Here is a 16391-nt window from a genome sequence, read left to right as displayed (position 1 = left end):
GTCGCGCCGAGCTGGAGCAATGCGCTGCCCAGCCCGACCAGCGCGTCCGACCCGGTCAGGCGGTGGATATAGGTCGGCATGAAGGTCGGCGCGTAGATCAGCCGGAACCCGGTCATCCCGAGCATGCCGTGGAAGAAATGCGCGATGAAATTGCGGCGCAGGTTCGCGGCGACGAACGCGTCGTAATCGGCTTCACGCTGGGCCAGGGTGCGGGGGTCGCCTGGGGTCTGGATCATTGGACCGTCACACGCTTCACCAACACCGCCCGTCATGCTGAACTTGTTTCAGCATCCATCGCACCGCAACCGCCGCCATCGCCCGTGGAGGGTTGGACCCTGAACCGAGTTCAGGGTGACGGCAGGTGGGAGGCAAACGACTCAATCCCCATCCGGCGCAAACATCGGCACGAGAGGACCGTCTCCGTCGCTCGGCACAAAGCTCACACGCACACGCTGGCCGATCGTGAGCGAATCGTGATCGTCCGTCGCGATATTGGTCAGCACCGCCGGCCCCTCGTCGAGCGTCACATACGCCAGCGTGAACGGCGCGCCCGCGCCACGCCGCATCGTCGAGAGCGAATAGATCTCGCCCTTGCCCGCGCTTTCCACCCAGCGGGTTTCGGCGAAGCAGAATGGGCACAAAGCGCGCGGATAATAATGCGGCTGGCCGCACGCGTCGCACTGGCCGATCAGCAATGTACCCTCGGCCGCCGCGTCGAAAAAGCGCTGGTTCTCGACATTGGACTGCGGCGCGGGGATTTTCCGAGGCTCGCTCATCGCGTTGTTCATTTATTGGCGCTCCAGCACGAGGGTCGCGGCGCCGTGCCGCACGCCGAGCGACCCGCCGATCCCGGTCGCGACTGCGAGGTCGCAGTTCGGCACCTGCACCGCCGGATGCGCCTCGCCGCGTAGCTGGCGCACCGCCTCGATCACCTTGGTAATGCCGCCGCGATTGGTCGGGTGGTTGTTGCACAGCCCGCCGCCATCGGTGTTGAAGGGGAGCTTGCCGGTGCCCGAAATGAGGTTGCCATCGGCGACGAACCTGCCGCCTTCGCCCCTCTTGCAGAAGCCGAGATCCTCGAGTTGGATCAGCACGGTGATCGTGAAGCTGTCGTAGATCGACGCGTATTTGATGTCGCCCGGCGCGCATCCGGCCTCGGCGAACGCCGCCGGTCCTGACACCGCCGCCGCCGACGTCGTAAGGTCGAGGTTCATGCCCCCGCGCGGTCCCTTCACCGCCTCGCCCGCGCCGCGCACAGCGACGAGCGGGCGCTTGAGCGACCTGGCGACTTCGGGCGCAACCACCAGCAATGCGCCGCCGCCGTCGGACACGACGCAGCAATCGAGCCGGTGGAGCGGGTCGGAAATCATCGGCGACGCGAGCACGTCGTCGACCGTAACGACATCGCGGAGCATCGCATGCTCGTTATATTGCGCGTGCGTCGACGCGGCGACCTTGATCCAGGCGAGCTGCTCGGACGTCGTCCCGTATTCGTGCATGTGCCGCGCGGCGCACATGCCGTAGCTGTTGTGCGTCGATTGCCCGACCCAGCCTTCGAACGGCGCCTCGGGCGCGCCGCCGGGAAAGCGCCCGAACGGCTCCGAGCGCGGGCGCCCCGCCAGCGTGATCAGCGCGACCGAGCATTTGCCTGCGGCGATCGCCTGTGCGGCGTGGCCGACATGCAGGATGTACGACGATCCGCCGGTCTCGGTGCTGTCGGTGTGGCGCACCTTCAGCCCCATATAGTCGATCATCGACATCCCGCCGAACCCCGGCGCGTCGCCCGCGCAGAAATAGCCGTCGACGTCCGATAGGCTCAGCCCGGCATCGGCGAGCGCCCCCTTCGCGCATTCGGCGTGGAGTTGCGGGGTCGATATGTCGGGCGCCAGCCGGATCGGATGCTCGAACGCGCCGGCGATGAACGCCTTGCCCCGGATGGTCACGCAGCTTGCTCCCCAAACGCGGCGAGCGCGCGGTCCTTGACCGCCTTGTAGTCGAGCTTGCCGTTGGGCGCACGTGCGACGCTGTCGACCACCAACACGTGGCGCGGCGCCTTGTAGGTCGCGAGTTGCGATTTGACGTGGTCGCGCAATTCTATTTCGTCGGGCGCGTGGCCGGCATGCGGCTCGACCAGCGCGACGATCCGCTCGCCGAAGCGCGCGTCGGGCACCCCGGTCACCGCCGCGTCGCGCACCGCCGGATGGCGCTTCAAGGCTTCCTCGACCTCTTCGGGAAACACCTTCTCCCCGCCGGTATTGATGCATTGCGACCCGCGGCCGAGAATGCGGACGGTGCCGTCGGCGTCGACGCTGGCCCAGTCGCCGGGCATCGACCAGCGCTTGCCCTCATAGGTCGGAAAGGTCTGCGCCGACTTCACCGGGTCCTTGTAATAGCCGAGCGGGATCGGCCCGCCGACCGCCAGCCTCCCGCTCTCGCCCGACCCCGGCTCGACGCGGCGCCCGTCCTCGGTGAAGATCGCGCAATCGGGGCCGAGCTCGAACGTCGCGGTAGCCTTTTCGCCCGCCGCGCTGGTGGTCGACAGCCCCATCCCGAACGCTTCCGACGACGAATAGCTGTCCATCAGCTGGACTTGCGGGATGTGGCGGATCAGCCCGAGCTTGTTCTCGCGGTTCCACATCGCGCCCGACGAGCCGATGATGAACAGGCTGGTCGAATCCCACCGCCCGGGATTGGCGTCGAGCGCCTCCAAGAGCGGTTGCGCGAACGGCTGGCCGACGATCGTCATGCGCGTCACGCGCCAGCGCTCGACCGCGCTCCACACTTCCTCGGGGTCGAACTTGCCCTGCGGCAACAGCACCACCGCACCGCCCGCGCCGATCGCGGTGAACGCGCCGATCAGCCCGGTCGCGTGCATCAGCGGCGGCGCGATCAGCGAGCGCGGCTTGATCGGCGACGCGACTGCGCGGCGGCCGGCTTCCTCGGGCGCCGCCATCGGGCCGGTGCCGAGCAGCGGATTGGCGCCGTAATTGCCCTTCTCCATCAAATCGCCCTGCTGCCACATCACCGCCTTGGGCATGCCGGTGGTGCCGCCGGTGAAGATCAGCAGCAGGTCTTCGTTCTGCCGGCCCCATGGGGCGACGACCGGACGGAGCGCGGGAACACGCGCGGCGAGCGACGCGAAATCCTCGGCCCAGGCGGGCGCGTCGACACCGTCGCGCCCGATCGCGACCCAGCTCTTCACCCCGGGCATCGCGGCGCGGATCGGGTCGATGATCGGTGCGAACCCCGCCTCAAATACCACCGCGTCGGCATCGCCATTGTCGAACAGGTAGCGAACCTCCTCTGGCCCGTAGCGGTAGTTGACGTTGAACGGCGCGAGCCCAGCCTTGAAGGCGGCATAATAGGCAATCAGGAATTCCGGGCAGTTGGTGGCGTAGACCGCGAGCTTGGCCTGCTGCTGCAACCCGGCGCCGAGCAGGTACGCGGCGAGCGCATCGGCCTGCGCTTCGAATTCGGCGAAGCTGACGACGCGGGTCCCCTGGACGATGGCGGGCTGATCGGGGACCGCCGCGGCGACCGATTCCCAGATATTGGCATAGGTCCAGGCGCTCATGCGGCTCTCCTGCCGCGCATTTCATGACGCTACGGCTTTCTCCCGAATTGGAATATCGGGTATGGTGCCGTCAAGGCCTAAAGCTCGGTCCGGACATGCCACAGTTCGGGAAACAGCTCGACCTCGAGCATGCGGCGGAGATAGGCGACGCCTTGCGAGCCCCCGGTGCCCCGCTTGAGGCCGATCACGCGCTCGACCGTGGTGACGTGGTTAAAGCGCCAGCGGCGGAAATAATCCTCGAGATCGACCAGTTTCTCGGCAAGCTCGTACAGCGCCCAATGCTCCTCTGGCGATAGATAGATCGCGCGCCACGCTGCCTGGAGCTTGGGGTTTTCGACGCGCTGTTCGGACAAATCCGCGCGCTCGTCTCCCACGTCGAACCCCGACCGCGCGAGCAGCCGCACAGCCTCGTCGTACAGGCTCGGGCGCGACAGGATCGCTTGCAGTTCGGTGACGATCTCGGGCCGGTGCGCATGCGGTTTGAGCATCGCGGCGTTGCGGTTGCCGCATAGGAATTCGATCGCGCGGTACTGGTGGCTCTGGAACCCCGACGACTGGCCCAGATCTTCGCGGAATTCGGTATATTCGCTCGGCGTGAGCGTGCGCAGCACGTCCCACGCATTGTTGAGCTGTTCGAGGATGCGCGAGACGCGCGCGAGCATCTTGAACGCGTGCGGCAGCCGGTCGTCGGCGATCGCATCGCGCGCCGATTCGAGTTCGTGGACCGCGAGCTTCATCCATAGCTCACTGGTCTGGTGCTGGATGATGAACAGCAATTCGTCATGCGCGCTCGACCGCGGCGCCTGCGCGCCGAGGATCAGGTCGAGGCGCAGGTAATCGCCATAGGCCATCTTGCCGGCGAAATCGGTTTCGGGCGTATCGGTCATGTGACGGCGCTCCGCGTCGCATAGGCCGGGTCGTCCCACAAGCGCCCGACCATGACGCGTTCGAGGATTTTGGTAGCGGCGACTACCTCGTCCTCGCTCAGATAGAGCGGCGTGAAGCCGAAGCGGATCAGGTCGGGCGCGCGGAAATCGCCGATCACGTCGTTGGCGATCAGCGCCTGCATGATCGCATAGCCTTGCGGGTGGCGGAACGAGACCTGGCTGCCGCGCTGCGCGGGGTCGCGCGGAGAAGCGAGCGCGAGGTCGGGACAGCGCGCCTCGACCTCGGCGATGAATCGCTCGCTCAGCCGGATCGATTGCGCGCGGACATCGGCCATGTTCACCCCCTCCCACGCATCGAGTGCGGCATCGAGCGCCGCCAGCGCGAGCACCGGCGGGGTGCCGACGCGCATCCGCTCGACGCTGGCGTGCGGACGGTAATCGAGGTCGAACGCGAACGGCGCCTCGTGCCCCATCCAGCCCGACAGGATCGGCTGTGCACTGTCGGCGAAGCGCGGCGCGACGTAAATGAAGGCGGGCGCGCCGGGGCCGCCGTTGAGATATTTGTACGTGCAGCCCACTGCGAAATCGGCGTCGGCGGCGGTCACGTCGACCGGGATCGCACCCGCCGAATGCGCCAGGTCCCATACCGCGATTGCGCCCGCAGCGTGTGCCTTGGCGGTCAGCGCCGCCATGTCGTGCAGCCGCCCGGTGCGGTAATCGACCTCGGTGATCAGCGTTGCCGCGACGCTCTCGTCGATCGCATCCGCCACATCCTCGGGCGCGACTAGCCGCAATTCGAGACCGCGCCCGAGCGCGTTGAGCAACCCGTCGGCGATGTAGAGGTCGGACGGAAAATTGCCGGTGTCCGACAGCACGACGGTGCGATCGGGCCGCATCGCCAGCGCCGCCGACAGCGCCTGGAACACTTTGATCGACAGCGTGTCGCCGGTCGCGACGCTCCCCGCCGGTGCGCCGATCAGCATCCCGATCCTGTCACCCACGCGGCGCGGCAGATTGATCCAGTCGGCGGTGTTCCACGCCTTGATCAGCTCGCCGCCCCATTCGCGCGTTATCACCGCGCGCACGCGCGCCTCAGCGGCGAGCGGCAAGGGACCGAGCGAATTGCCGTCGAGATAGATCATCCCCGGCGGCAAGTGGAACAGCGCGCGAGTGGCGGCGAAGTCGGTCATCGGCGCGACAGTCACCGAAATCGCGAGCTTGTAAAGACCGGCGATAAAAGAGTGGAAATGTAGGATTTCGCCTGTCAGTCAGCGGTCATGGCCGACCGATTCCGCAACGCTTCGTCGCATTTCGCCCCGCGCGTCCTGTGACTTTCGTGACCTTCGCGAATCGGTGACCGCCATCAGCACCATCGTCATCCTGACCGGCGCGGGGATTTCCGCCGAGAGCGGGATCGCGACGTTTCGCGGGCCGGGCGGGTTGTGGGAGGGGCATCGGGTCGAGGATGTCTGTACGCCGCGGGCATTGGCGCGCGATCCCGAACTGGTTCACCGCTTCTATGATTTGCGCCGCGCGGCGCTCGCGGATGTCGAGCCCAATGCCGCGCATCGCGCGCTGGCGCGGCTCGACGCCGAATGGCCGGGCGAGTTGCTGATCGTCACGCAGAATGTCGACGACCTCCACGAGCGCGCCGGGGCGAGGCGGATGCTCCACATGCACGGCGAATTGCTCTCGGCCTTGTGCGCTGAGTGCGGCGCGCGGGAGGCATGGGCTGGCGAGATGCCGCCGGCCAGCGTGTGTCCGTCATGCGGCGCGCCCGCGCTGCGCCCCGACATCGTGTTCTTCGGGGAGATGCCGTACGCTATGGACGCGATCGAGTGCGCGTTGGCCCGAGCCGATCTGTTCGTGTCGATCGGCACGTCGGGCGCGGTCTATCCCGCCGCCGGGTTCGTCCAGACCGCGAAATATCACGGCGCGCGGACGTTGGAGATCAACCTCGATCGCTCCGAAGGCAGCGGCTGGTTCGATGAGAGCCGGCGCGGGCCGGCTGGGGAATTGGTGCCGGCGTGGATCGACGAAGTGCTGCAACACACCCTTAACCGTCACCCCCGCGAAAGCGGGGGCCCATCTCCCGACCGATCCACTCGATGAAACGGTAGGAGCTGGGTCCCCGCTTTCGCGGGGATGACCAAGTGGAGGTCACTCCACCCAATCCAACCCGATATCGCGATACACCTCGCGGTCCTCGTCCCAATCGGCCTTGACCTTGACGTGAAGGTAAAGGTGCACCGGGCGGTCGAGCAGATGCACCAGCTGCGCCCGCGCGCGCGCGCCGATTTCCTTGATCCGGCTGCCCCCCTTGCCCAGCACGATCGCGCGCTGGGTCGGGCGGGCGACGAGGATCTGCTGGTGGATTTCGACCGATCCATCGGCGCGCTCGTCGAACTTCTCGGTCTCGACCGCCGACGCATAAGGTAGTTCGGCGTGGAGCTGGAGGTAGAGTTGCTCGCGCGTCACTTCGGCGGCCATCGCGCGTTCGGTGGCGTCGCTGACCTGGTCCTCGGGGAAGTGCCACGGCCCCTCGGGCATCATCGCCGCGAACGCCGCCTTGAGCTCGGGAAGCCCGTCGCCGGTCGCCGCCGAGACGAAGAACGTCTCGTCGAACGCGACCGCCGCGTTGAGTTTCTCGGCATGAACGAGCAGCTTGGCCTTGTCGGCCAGATCGACCTTGTTGAGCACCAGGAACTTGCGCTCGGGCCGGTTGGCGATGCTCTCGGCGATCGGCATTACCTTGGCGCCGAGCCCGCCCTTGGCATCGACCACCAGCGCGATCACGTCGGCGCCATCGGTCCCGCCCCACGCGGCGGCGACCATCGCGCGGTCGAGCCGGCGCTCCGCCGCGAAGATGCCCGGGGTGTCGACCAGCAGGATCTGCGTCTCGTCGGCCATCGCCACCCCGAGCAACCGCGTCCGCGTGGTCTGCGCCTTGGGGCTGACGATCGCGACCTTTTGACCGACCAGCGCATTGACGAGCGTCGACTTGCCCGCATTGGGCGCGCCGAGGACGGCGACGAGGCCACAATGGTGCGTCATGCGTCCACCTGCGCCAGCAACGTCGCGGCGGCGGCGGTTTCGGCTTCCTGCTTGCTCGCGCCGATCGCTTCGGCCTCGGCGAACCCGCCCAGGCTGACGCGCACGGTGAAGCGCGGCGCGTGTTGCGGGCCCGACCGGTCGGTCACTTCGTAATGCGGGGTCTTGCGGTTGTGCGCGGCGGCCCATTCCTGGAGCGCCGATTTGGGGTGCTGTGGCGCGCGCGCGCCGGCTTGGACGCGGGTGCCCCAGGCCGACCGCACGAAATCGCGCGCCGGGGCGTAGCCGCCGTCGAGATAGAGCGCGCCGATCAATGCCTCCATCACGTCGCCCAGCACGTTGTCGCTGTCGCTGGCGCCGTCGTCGCGCGCTTGCTTGCCGAGGCGCAGCCGCGCCTGCACGCCGATCGCGCGCGCAACGTCGGCACATACCGCGCCGGTCACCAGCGCGTTGAGCCGTTTCGACAAACTGCCTTCGGGTTCGTGGGGAAAGGTTTCGAACAACCATTCGGCCATGGCGAGCCCGAGCACGCGGTCGCCGAGAAACTCCAGCCGCTCGTAATTGTCCGCCGCCTGGCTGCCGTGCGTCAGCGCGCGGTCGAACAGCGCGAGATCGCTGGGCTTGTGGTCGAACGTCTCGCCAAGCCAGCCGGCGAGAGCCTGCGTCGGCAAGTCGGCACCAGCCCGCTCCCCCACCCGACCTCCCATTTCAGGATACCTTGTGGGAGGTCGGGTGGGGGAGCGGGCTGGTGCCGCGTTTCAGCGCAGCTGAAACCCTCATCAAAAAGCCTGCCCCATCCGGCTCCAGCGCGCCGCGGTGAACCACGTCCAGGGCAGCAGCCACTGCGCATTGCCGTCGGTCGACCAGAAGGTGATAACCGCTTTGCCCTCGACGGTTTCCAGCGGGACGTAGCCCAGCCCGCCCTGTTCGACCGGGAAGCGGCTGTCGCCCGAATCGTCGCGATTGTCGCCCATCATGAAGACGTGGCCGGGCGGGACGGTGTACAGGTCGGTATCGTCCGCCCCCGCGCGCGGCCCGCGGTCGAGCACGTTGTAGCTTACCCCATTCGGCAGCGTTTCCTTATATTGCAGGTACCGGCACACCGGCTGGCCGCCGACATTGGTCAGATAGGGCGGCGGGCAATTGGGCTGATCCTCGGCCGGGCCCTGAATATTGCTGTAATTGGGCGTGATCGGGATGACGAAATCGGCGACGCGCACCTTGGGCACCGCGGCGCCGTTCAGGATCAGTTGGCCACCCCGCATCTGGATCGTGTCGCCGGGCAAGCCGATCACGCGCTTGATGATGTCCTCGCCGCTGCCGGTCGGGCTCTTGAACACCGCAATGTCGCCGCGCGTCGGGTCGCGCGCCAGGATGCGGCCCGGGATCAGCGGCAGGCTCCACGGCAGCGAGTGCCGCGAATAGCCGTAATTCCATTTCGAGATGAACAGATAGTCGCCGATATACAGCCGCGGCAGCATCGACTGCGACGGGATCGAGAAAGGCGAGAACAGAAAGCTGCGGAAGATGAACACGACGATCGCGAGCTTCGCCAGGAATTTGAGCGTGTCGCGCCAATCCTCCTTCTTCACCGGCTTGGTGGGCGCCGGATCGGTCGGGATCGGTTCCGGCGCGATGGGCGCCTCGGTCGTGTCGGTCATGCGGCGCGGTTTGCGCATGGTGTGTGGCAACGTCAAGGCGGACCCGCTTGCTTGAACGGGACGTTATGAACGCCCATTGCAACCCGCGAGTCGAATAGGAGCGTACAATATGGCCGACTGGAGCGAGATCGAGGCGCTGAAGCGCGTGCCGCTAACCGAGCTGTTCACCGCCGATCCCGACCGGCTTGGCAAGTATAGCGCCGACCTTGCGGGCATCCATTTCGACTGGTCGAAGACGCATTTGACCGACGACGGCATCAAGGCGTTCGAGCGGCTGGCCAAGGCGTGCGATCTGGCGGGCAAGCGCGAGGCGCTGTTCACCGGCCAGGTCATCAACACCACCGAGAACCGCGCGGTCACGCATACCGCCGAACGCGGCGAGGGCGCGAAGGACGATGTCGCGGTCGCGCAAGGCTTCCACGCGCGGATGCGCGGGTTGATCGACGTGATCGAGAGCGGCGCGCTAGGGCCGATCCGCAACGTGCTGCATGTCGGGATCGGCGGATCGGCGCTGGGGCCGGACCTGCTGGTCGATGCGCTCGGCCGCGATGCGGCGCGCTACGAAGTCGCGATCGTTTCCAACGTCGACGGGGTCGCGCTGGAGGACGTGTTCAAGCGCTTCGACCCGACCGCGACCTTGCTCGCGGTGGCGTCGAAGACCTTCACCACCACCGAGACGATGCTCAACGCCGAAAGCGTGATCGAGTGGATGCAGGCGGGCGGCGTCGAGGATCCGTACGGCCGCGTGATCGCGCTGACCGCCGAGCCCGACAAGGCGATCGAATGGGGCGTCGATGAGACTCGGGTGCTACCGTTCGCCGATACGGTCGGCGGGCGATATTCGTTATGGTCGTCGATCGGCTTTCCCGCGGCGATCGCGCTTGGCTGGGACGCGTTCAGCGACTTGCTCGAGGGCGCCGCCGAGGTGGACCGGCATTTCCGGCTGACCGCGCTGCACGAGAACGTGCCCGCGATCGCGGCGTTTTCGGACCTGCTCTACACGCAAGTGCTCGGCTGCGAGACGCGCGGCGTATTCTGCTACGACGAGCGGCTGCGGCTGTTGCCGTCCTATCTCCAGCAGCTCGAAATGGAATCGAACGGCAAGGGCGTGACGCTCGACGGCCAGCCGGTCGGGCGCCCGACCGCGGCAATCACCTGGGGTGGGGTCGGCACCGACGCGCAGCATGCGGTGTTCCAGTTGCTCCATCAGGGCACGCATCTGGTCCCGCTCGAACTGATCGGCGTGATCGAGCCCGGCGACACGCTGGCCGAGGATCACCACAAGAATTTGCTCAACAACATGTTCGCGCAGGGTGCCGCGCTGATGAAGGGCAAGCCCAATCCGGACGATCCGGCACGCGCCTATCCGGGCGACCGGCCCTCGACCACGCTGTTGCTCGACGATCTCGACGCGCGGACGCTCGGCGCGCTGATCGCTTATCACGAGCATCGCGTGTTCGTGAACGGCGTGCTGCTCGGGATCAATTCGTTCGACCAGTTCGGGGTTGAGCTCGGCAAGGAAATGGCCAAGGCGGCGAGCAAGGGCGAAGGCGATTTCGATCCATCGACCACCGACCTGATCAAGCGCGCGTTCGGGTAATCCGCTCCTGCCGTCGCCTTGAACTTGTTTCAGGGTCCAACGTGCAACAAGTAATGGCGGCGCCGGCGGCGCGATGGATGCTGAAACGAGTTCAGCATGACGAAAGTGAGAGACGATGACCGACGCCACATACGACTACGACCTGTTCGTCATCGGCATCGGTTCGGGCGGCACGCGGGCGGCGCGCGTCGCCGCCGCGCACGGCGCGAAGGTCGCGGCCGCCGAGGAATATCGCGTCGGCGGGACCTGCGTCATCCGCGGCTGCGTGCCCAAGAAATTGCTCGTCTATGGCGCGCATTTCGCCGAGGATTTGCAGGACGCACGCCGCTTCGGCTGGGACGTGCCCGACTGCAGCTTCGACTGGAAGACGCTGACCGCAAACGTGTTCGAGGAAGTCGACCGGATCAATCAGGCCTATACCAACACGCTCGACACGCACGGTGTCGAGATCATCCACGAACATGCCGAGTTGACCGGGCCGAACAACGTCCGCCTGGCCTCGGGCCGCGAGATCACCGCCAAGTACATCCTGATCGCCACCGGCGCGCGGCCGCACATCCCGACCTGTCCCGGGCACGAATTTGGCATTACCTCGAACGAGGCGTTCCATCTGCCCGATATTCCCAAGCGCATCCTGATCGCTGGCGCGGGCTATATCGCCAACGAATTCGCCGGCATCTTCCACGAATTCGGCGCGCACGTGACGCTGATCAACCGCACCGACGTGATCCTTCGCGGCTATGACGAATCCTGCCGCGACCGGTTGCTCCAGATCAGCATGATGAAGGGCATCGATTTCCGATTTAACGCCAAATTCTCCGGCATCGAACAGCAAGCCGATGGGTCGCTGAAAGTGTCGATGTCGAACCACGACCCGATCGAGGTCGATTGCGTCATGTTCGCGACCGGCCGCGTGCCCAATACCGAGAATCTCGGCTTGGCGGCGGCGGGGGTCGAACTGACCGAAAAGGGCGCGGTCAAGGTCGACGAGGACAATCGCAGCAACGTTCCGAGCATCTATGCGGTCGGCGACGTCACCGACCGCGTTCAGCTGACGCCGGTCGCGATCCGCGAGGGGCAAGCGTTCGCCGACACGGTGTTCGGCAACAAGCCGACGCGGGTCGATTATCACTGCATCCCGGCGGCGGTGTTCAGCCATCCGCAAATGGCCGGGGTCGGCATGACCGAAAGCCAGGCCAAGATGAAACACGGCTCGGTCAAGGTCTACACCAGCGATTTCCGCCCGATGAAGAACGTGCTGGCCGGCCGCAACGAGCGCGCGCTCTATAAGATGATCTGCGACGGCACGACGGGCAAGATCCTCGGCATCCACATGATCGGGCCCGAAGCCGCGGAGATTTTGCAGGCGGCCGCCATCGCGGTGAAGGCCGGGCTGACCAAGGACGATTTCGACGCCACCGTCGCGCTGCATCCGACGATGGCGGAAGAATTGGTCTTAATGAAGTAGCGGAACTCAGGACAGAATCGGGTTCCGCGCGATGCTCCCTCGCGCGGCGCGACGGATAAGCTGCACCAGACCCTTTGCATCGCTGAGAATTCGCCTTTTGTCGAAGAACCCGACGGCGCCCCGGCCGAGCGATTCGATCGCCGATTCTGTATGGCTCGACAGCATGACGACGTGGGTCTGGCCTTCGGCGACCAGGCGGTCGAGCAGCGCCAGTCCGTCCATCCCCGGCATTGCGATATCGACCGTGACCACCGAGGGACGAAATTGGTCGATCATCCGCTCGGCCTCCTCCGCGCTGGAGGCGACTCCGACCACTTTAACGCCGGGTTCGCGCGCGAAAACCGTCTCCAACATAGCGCGGATCGTCATCGAATCGTCGACGACGAGAATACGGATCGGGACGGTCATCTTCTCTCCCGGCGCAAAAAAATACTGGCGCCACCGCTTCTTTGGGCGCAATTGATTGAGAAGCTATGTTTTTTTTGGCGACCGGTTAGACGAGCGGCACACCCGAAATCGTGATCCGGTGCATCAGCCGGCGGTGGCCGTGATAGTCGTTCATCGCCAAATGCCAGGTCGACCGGTTGTCCCACACCGCGAGACTCCCCGGCGCCCATTGCAGGCGGCAGTGGAATTCCGGCCGCATCGCGACCGAATAGAGATAGGCGAGCAGCGGCATGCTTTCCTCGCGCGTCCAGCCTTCGAAATGGAGCGTGAAGGCCGGGTTGACGTAGAGGATCTTTCGTCCGGTCACCGGGTGGCGGATCACCGCCGGATGGACCGCGTTGGCGCTGATGTCCTGACCTTTCAGATCGGCGCCTTGGTCGGTCTTCGCATAGATGCCGTCCTCGCCGTAAATGTGGTCGGCGGAATGCACGGCGCGTAACGTCTCCAGCGTCGCCTTGAGCCCGTCCGACAACGAATCGTACGCCGCGCCCAGGCTCGAAAACAGCGTGTCGCCGCCGGTCGGCGGAGTCTCGCGTGCGAGCAGGATCGATCCCATTGCGGGCACCTGATCGTAGCTGTGATCGGTGTGCCAGCCGCCACCGATATTGGTGGTCTGCGCCTCGGCCTTGCGCACTTCGGCGATCTCGGGATGGCCGCCATTGGCCGGGAAATAATTGTTGATATCGATATCGCCCCAGCGCCGCGCGAAGGCGATGTGATCCTCCGGGGTCAGCTCCTGGTCGCGGACGAACAGCACGCCATTCTCGAACAGCGCCGCCTTGAGCGCGTCCATCCCGGCATCGTCGAGCGTCTTGAGATCGATGCCGGATGCTTCGGCGCCGCAATGATCGGTGATCGGCTGGATATGCATTTTCCCTCTCCTTGTTGATCGACCATAGCGAGTCGCTTGCCGACCGAATGCTACGATCGTAACAATTAGAAATGGAGGTGATGACCGCCCTCAAGCGTGGCCGCTGGTTCGCCGGACTTGATGCGAAACTCGCCGAGGCGTTGGTCGCGGCGGGCCGGGTGCGCGCGCTCGACGAGGGGCAATGGATCTACAGCGAAGGCGACGAGGAGCCGGGGCTGTGCCTGGTGATCGACGGCGTGCTGCGGCTCGAAGCAAGCGCCGGGTACGAGCGCGGTGTGCTGATCGGGCTGGTCGGACCGGGACAGGCGATCGGCCAGTCGCGGCGCTTCGGTGGCGGGCGGCGGATCGTGACCGCTAGCGCGCAACGCGCGAGCCATGTGCTGCTGGTCCCCGACATCGCGCTGCCCGGCATCGCCGACCGCGCGCCCGGCGCGTGGGCGGCGGTGATCGCATTGCTCTACGACCAGCTCGACGCCGCGGTCCACGCCGCCGCGCTGAATCTATGCCTGACCCCGCGCCAGCGAGTCGCGGCGCGGCTGGCGCAACTCGCCGACGCCGAGGGCGTCGTCGCCGTGACGCAAGCCGACCTCGCCGAAATGTGCGGGCTCAGCCGCAAGTCGGCGAGCGGGCATATCCTTGCATTGGCAGCGAACGATTGGGTCGTGCCGCTCTACCGGTCGTTGCTGGTAGTTGATCCAAATTCCCTGCGCGCATTCGCCGGGATCTAGGGCTCGATCACGATCTTCCCCACCACCCGGCTGTCGCGCATCGCCTCGAACGCGGTGCGCCAATCAGTTAGCGGATAGCGCATATCGACGCGGGGGCGGATACGGCCTTCGGCGGCGAGTGCCCAGATCGCGTCCAGATTCTCGCGGCCCTTGTCGGGGAATTGCCGGCCATATTCGCCCGCGCGAACGCCGATCACCGAGAATCCCTTGATCAGCGGGATGTTGGTCGGGACGGTCGCGATCCGGCCCGAGGTGAAACCGATCACCAGCAATCGTCCGCCGAAGCCGATGCAGCGCGTGCTCTCGTCGAACACGTCGCCGCCGACCGGATCGTAGATCACGTCTGCGCCGCCGCCGGCCAGCTCCTTGACGGCCTCGCGGAAGCCGGGCGCGATCAGCATCGCGTCGGGCGCATAGTGGCGCGCGACTATCGCCAGCTTGTCCGCCGAACGCGAGGTAGCGATTACCCGGCAGCCGAGCGCCTTGGCCAAGTCGACCGCCGCCAGCCCAACCCCACCCGTCGCGCCGTGGACGACCACCCATTCGCCCGGCTGAACGTTGGCGCAGCGCCCCAGCGCAACATAAGCGGTGTTATACGCCGCGCCGACGCTCGCCGCCCTGGCGTAGTCGAGGTTGGCGGGTATGGCGCGGACGCTCCGCGCATCCACCGTGACGAATTCGGCAAACCCGCCCAGCCGAGTCCCCGCGACCACCGCGTCGCCCGCCGCGAAACCGCTATCGCGATCGGCCGCGACCACCTCGCCCGCCACCTCCATGCCGGGCACGAAAGGGAGGTCGGGCTTCAACTGATACTTGCCCTCGGTCATCAGCAGGTCGGGGAAGTTGAGCGATGCTGCGCGGACGCGGATCAGCACTTGCCCCGCGACGCGCACCGGATCGGGCACGTCCGCCAGCGCGCACCCGGCGAAGTCCGCGGCCAGTTCGGAAACGACGAGCGCCTTCATGATCGGGGTGTCGCGCGCGCCGCCGCCCTGGTCAATCGCAACCGAATTGCCGCGCGCGCCGTATCCCGGCATAGGCGCTTCCGGGGAGACGATCGATGACGCAGACAGTGCTGGTGTCGGGGGGCAGCGGCTATATCGCGGGCTTCACCATCCGCCAGTTGATCGCCGAGGGTTGGACCGTCCACGCGACGATCCGCAATCTCGCGCGCGAAGCCGAGGTGCGCCGGGCGCTGGCGACCGATAACGACCGGCTCCATTTCTTCGCCGCCGATCTGATGCATGACGCCGGCTGGGCGGAGGCAATGGCGGGGTGCAGCCATGTTGTCCACATGGCCTCGCCGATCCCGTCGGGCGCGGTGAAGGACGAGAACGATCTGATCGTGCCCGCGCGCGACGGGGCATTGCGCGCGCTACGCTTCGCTCGCGATGCCGGCGCGACGCGGCTGGTGATGACGTCGTCGGTCGCGGCGATCTTCTATGGCCGCGCGGCAACCAAGGACAGCTTCACCGAATCCGACTGGACCGACGTCACCGCGCGCAATGTGGGGGCCTATGCCAAGTCGAAGACGATCGCCGAGCGCGCCGCGCGCGACTGGATTGCCGACGAAGGCGGCAGCCTCGAATATGTCTCGGTCAATCCGGGCCTCGTGATCGGCCCGCTGCTCAGCCAGGATTTCTCGCCCTCGCTCGAAGTGGTCAAGCGCGTGCTCGAAGGGGCATATCCGGCGCTGCCCGATCTCGGCTTCAACCTGGTCGATGTGCGCGACGTTGCCGACCTCCATGTTCGCGCGCTCACCGCGCCCGACATGCATGGCGAGCGCTTCATGACGGTCGCGCAGAACGGCTTCCTGCGGCTCGGCGAAATCGGCGCGGTGCTGCGCGCGCGGATGCCGGCGGAGGCGAAGAAGGTGCCGACGCGGCGGATGCCCAATTGGGTGATGCGGTTGCTCGCCTTGTTCGATCCGATGATCCGCCAGGTGGTCGACGAACTCGGCAAGACCCGCCATGCCGAACCGACCCGCGCAGTCGAGAAACTCGGCTGGGCGCCGCGTAAGGTCGAGGACAGCGTGGTCGATACTGCGCGGAGTTTGATCGATATGGGCGTGGTGAAGGTCTAGGGCGCGAAAAGGCGCCCGCGA

16 protein-coding genes and 1 pseudogene are annotated in these 16391 nt (G+C 66.4%); 5 read left to right on the top strand and 12 right to left on the bottom strand.

Features of this window, described 5'->3' with window-relative positions:
- The 6 genes and pseudogenes from JWM94_RS10470 to kynU form a co-directional block, all read right to left on the bottom strand.
- Positions 1 to 236: pseudogene (locus JWM94_RS10470) on the bottom strand (MFS transporter); the annotation flags it as partial.
- A 141-nt stretch (positions 237 to 377) separates the two neighbouring features.
- Positions 378 to 776: an OB-fold domain-containing protein gene (locus JWM94_RS10465; RefSeq protein ID WP_299426157.1), complete on the bottom strand. Its 399-nt coding sequence runs from the start codon at positions 774 to 776 to the stop codon at positions 378 to 380.
- A 12-nt stretch (positions 777 to 788) separates the two neighbouring features.
- Positions 789 to 1943, bottom strand: coding sequence for a thiolase domain-containing protein (locus tag JWM94_RS10460; protein ID WP_299426153.1), 1155 nt, complete (start codon positions 1941 to 1943; stop codon positions 789 to 791).
- Complete coding sequence (locus JWM94_RS10455) at positions 1940 to 3574, bottom strand: acyl-CoA synthetase (RefSeq protein WP_299426150.1); 1635 nt, start codon at positions 3572 to 3574, stop codon at positions 1940 to 1942. Before JWM94_RS10455 ends, JWM94_RS10460 begins: the two co-directional genes overlap by 4 nt.
- Before the next feature lie 77 nt (positions 3575 to 3651).
- Complete coding sequence (kynA, locus tag JWM94_RS10450; RefSeq protein WP_299426147.1) at positions 3652 to 4461, bottom strand: tryptophan 2,3-dioxygenase; 810 nt, start codon at positions 4459 to 4461, stop codon at positions 3652 to 3654.
- The gene (gene kynU / locus JWM94_RS10445; protein WP_299426144.1) at positions 4458 to 5651 is read right to left on the bottom strand and encodes a kynureninase; all 1194 of its coding nucleotides are present in this window, start codon (positions 5649 to 5651) and stop codon (positions 4458 to 4460) included. Before kynU ends, kynA begins: the two co-directional genes overlap by 4 nt.
- Positions 5652 to 5814: 163 nt before the next feature.
- On the opposite strand from kynU, the gene JWM94_RS10440 reads away from it, so the two are divergent.
- A complete protein-coding gene (locus JWM94_RS10440) occupies positions 5815 to 6573 on the top strand; it encodes an NAD-dependent deacylase (RefSeq protein ID WP_299426141.1) in 759 nt (252 codons plus the stop codon).
- Positions 6574 to 6621: 48 nt separating this feature from the next.
- Here JWM94_RS10440 and era read toward each other — a convergent pair whose 3' ends face one another.
- From era to lepB, 3 genes are all read right to left on the bottom strand, one after another.
- Positions 6622 to 7515: a GTPase Era gene (era, locus tag JWM94_RS10435; RefSeq protein ID WP_299426138.1), complete on the bottom strand. Its 894-nt coding sequence runs from the start codon at positions 7513 to 7515 to the stop codon at positions 6622 to 6624.
- Positions 7512 to 8183 carry a ribonuclease III gene (rnc, locus tag JWM94_RS10430; RefSeq protein WP_299426178.1) on the bottom strand — a complete coding sequence of 224 codons (672 nt, stop codon included), beginning with the start codon at positions 8181 to 8183 and terminating at the stop codon, positions 7512 to 7514. The genes era and rnc overlap by 4 nt, the downstream gene beginning before the upstream one ends.
- Before the next feature lie 108 nt (positions 8184 to 8291).
- Positions 8292 to 9173, bottom strand: a complete 882-nt coding sequence (gene lepB / locus JWM94_RS10425; RefSeq protein ID WP_299426135.1) for a signal peptidase I — start codon at positions 9171 to 9173, stop codon at positions 8292 to 8294.
- 109 nt (positions 9174 to 9282) lie between these two features.
- Between lepB and pgi the strand changes: the two genes are divergently transcribed.
- Together pgi and gor are read left to right on the top strand one after the other, a co-directional pair.
- Complete coding sequence (gene pgi, locus JWM94_RS10420) at positions 9283 to 10773, top strand: glucose-6-phosphate isomerase (protein ID WP_299426132.1); 1491 nt, start codon at positions 9283 to 9285, stop codon at positions 10771 to 10773.
- A 115-nt stretch (positions 10774 to 10888) separates the two neighbouring features.
- On the top strand, positions 10889 to 12241 hold the full coding sequence (gene gor / locus JWM94_RS10415; protein WP_299426129.1) for a glutathione-disulfide reductase: 1353 nt from the start codon (positions 10889 to 10891) through the stop codon (positions 12239 to 12241).
- A gap of 6 nt (positions 12242 to 12247) precedes the next feature.
- On the opposite strand, the gene JWM94_RS10410 is transcribed toward gor, so the two are convergent.
- Together JWM94_RS10410 and JWM94_RS10405 are read right to left on the bottom strand one after the other, a co-directional pair.
- Positions 12248 to 12649 (bottom strand): response regulator, encoded by a 402-nt coding sequence (locus tag JWM94_RS10410; RefSeq protein ID WP_299426126.1) that lies wholly within the window; start codon positions 12647 to 12649, stop codon positions 12248 to 12250.
- Between the two features lie 85 nt (positions 12650 to 12734).
- Positions 12735 to 13559: a TauD/TfdA family dioxygenase gene (locus JWM94_RS10405; RefSeq protein ID WP_299426123.1), complete on the bottom strand. Its 825-nt coding sequence runs from the start codon at positions 13557 to 13559 to the stop codon at positions 12735 to 12737.
- Between the two features lie 80 nt (positions 13560 to 13639).
- Between JWM94_RS10405 and JWM94_RS10400 the strand changes: the two genes are divergently transcribed.
- Positions 13640 to 14287, top strand: coding sequence for a Crp/Fnr family transcriptional regulator (locus tag JWM94_RS10400; RefSeq protein ID WP_299426175.1), 648 nt, complete (start codon positions 13640 to 13642; stop codon positions 14285 to 14287).
- On the opposite strand, the gene JWM94_RS10395 is transcribed toward JWM94_RS10400, so the two are convergent.
- On the bottom strand, positions 14284 to 15252 hold the full coding sequence (locus JWM94_RS10395; RefSeq protein WP_299426172.1) for an NADPH:quinone oxidoreductase family protein: 969 nt from the start codon (positions 15250 to 15252) through the stop codon (positions 14284 to 14286). The genes JWM94_RS10400 and JWM94_RS10395 overlap by 4 nt on opposite strands.
- A gap of 95 nt (positions 15253 to 15347) precedes the next feature.
- On the opposite strand from JWM94_RS10395, the gene JWM94_RS10390 reads away from it, so the two are divergent.
- The gene (locus JWM94_RS10390; protein ID WP_299426120.1) at positions 15348 to 16370 is read left to right on the top strand and encodes an NAD-dependent epimerase/dehydratase family protein; all 1023 of its coding nucleotides are present in this window, start codon (positions 15348 to 15350) and stop codon (positions 16368 to 16370) included.
- Positions 16371 to 16391: the final 21 nt, after the last annotated feature.

This window comes from Sphingomonas bacterium, assembly GCF_028289855.1.
Classification (GTDB): Bacteria; Pseudomonadota; Alphaproteobacteria; order Sphingomonadales; family Sphingomonadaceae; genus Sphingomonas.
This window is presented reverse-complemented; position numbering and strand designations above follow the sequence as displayed.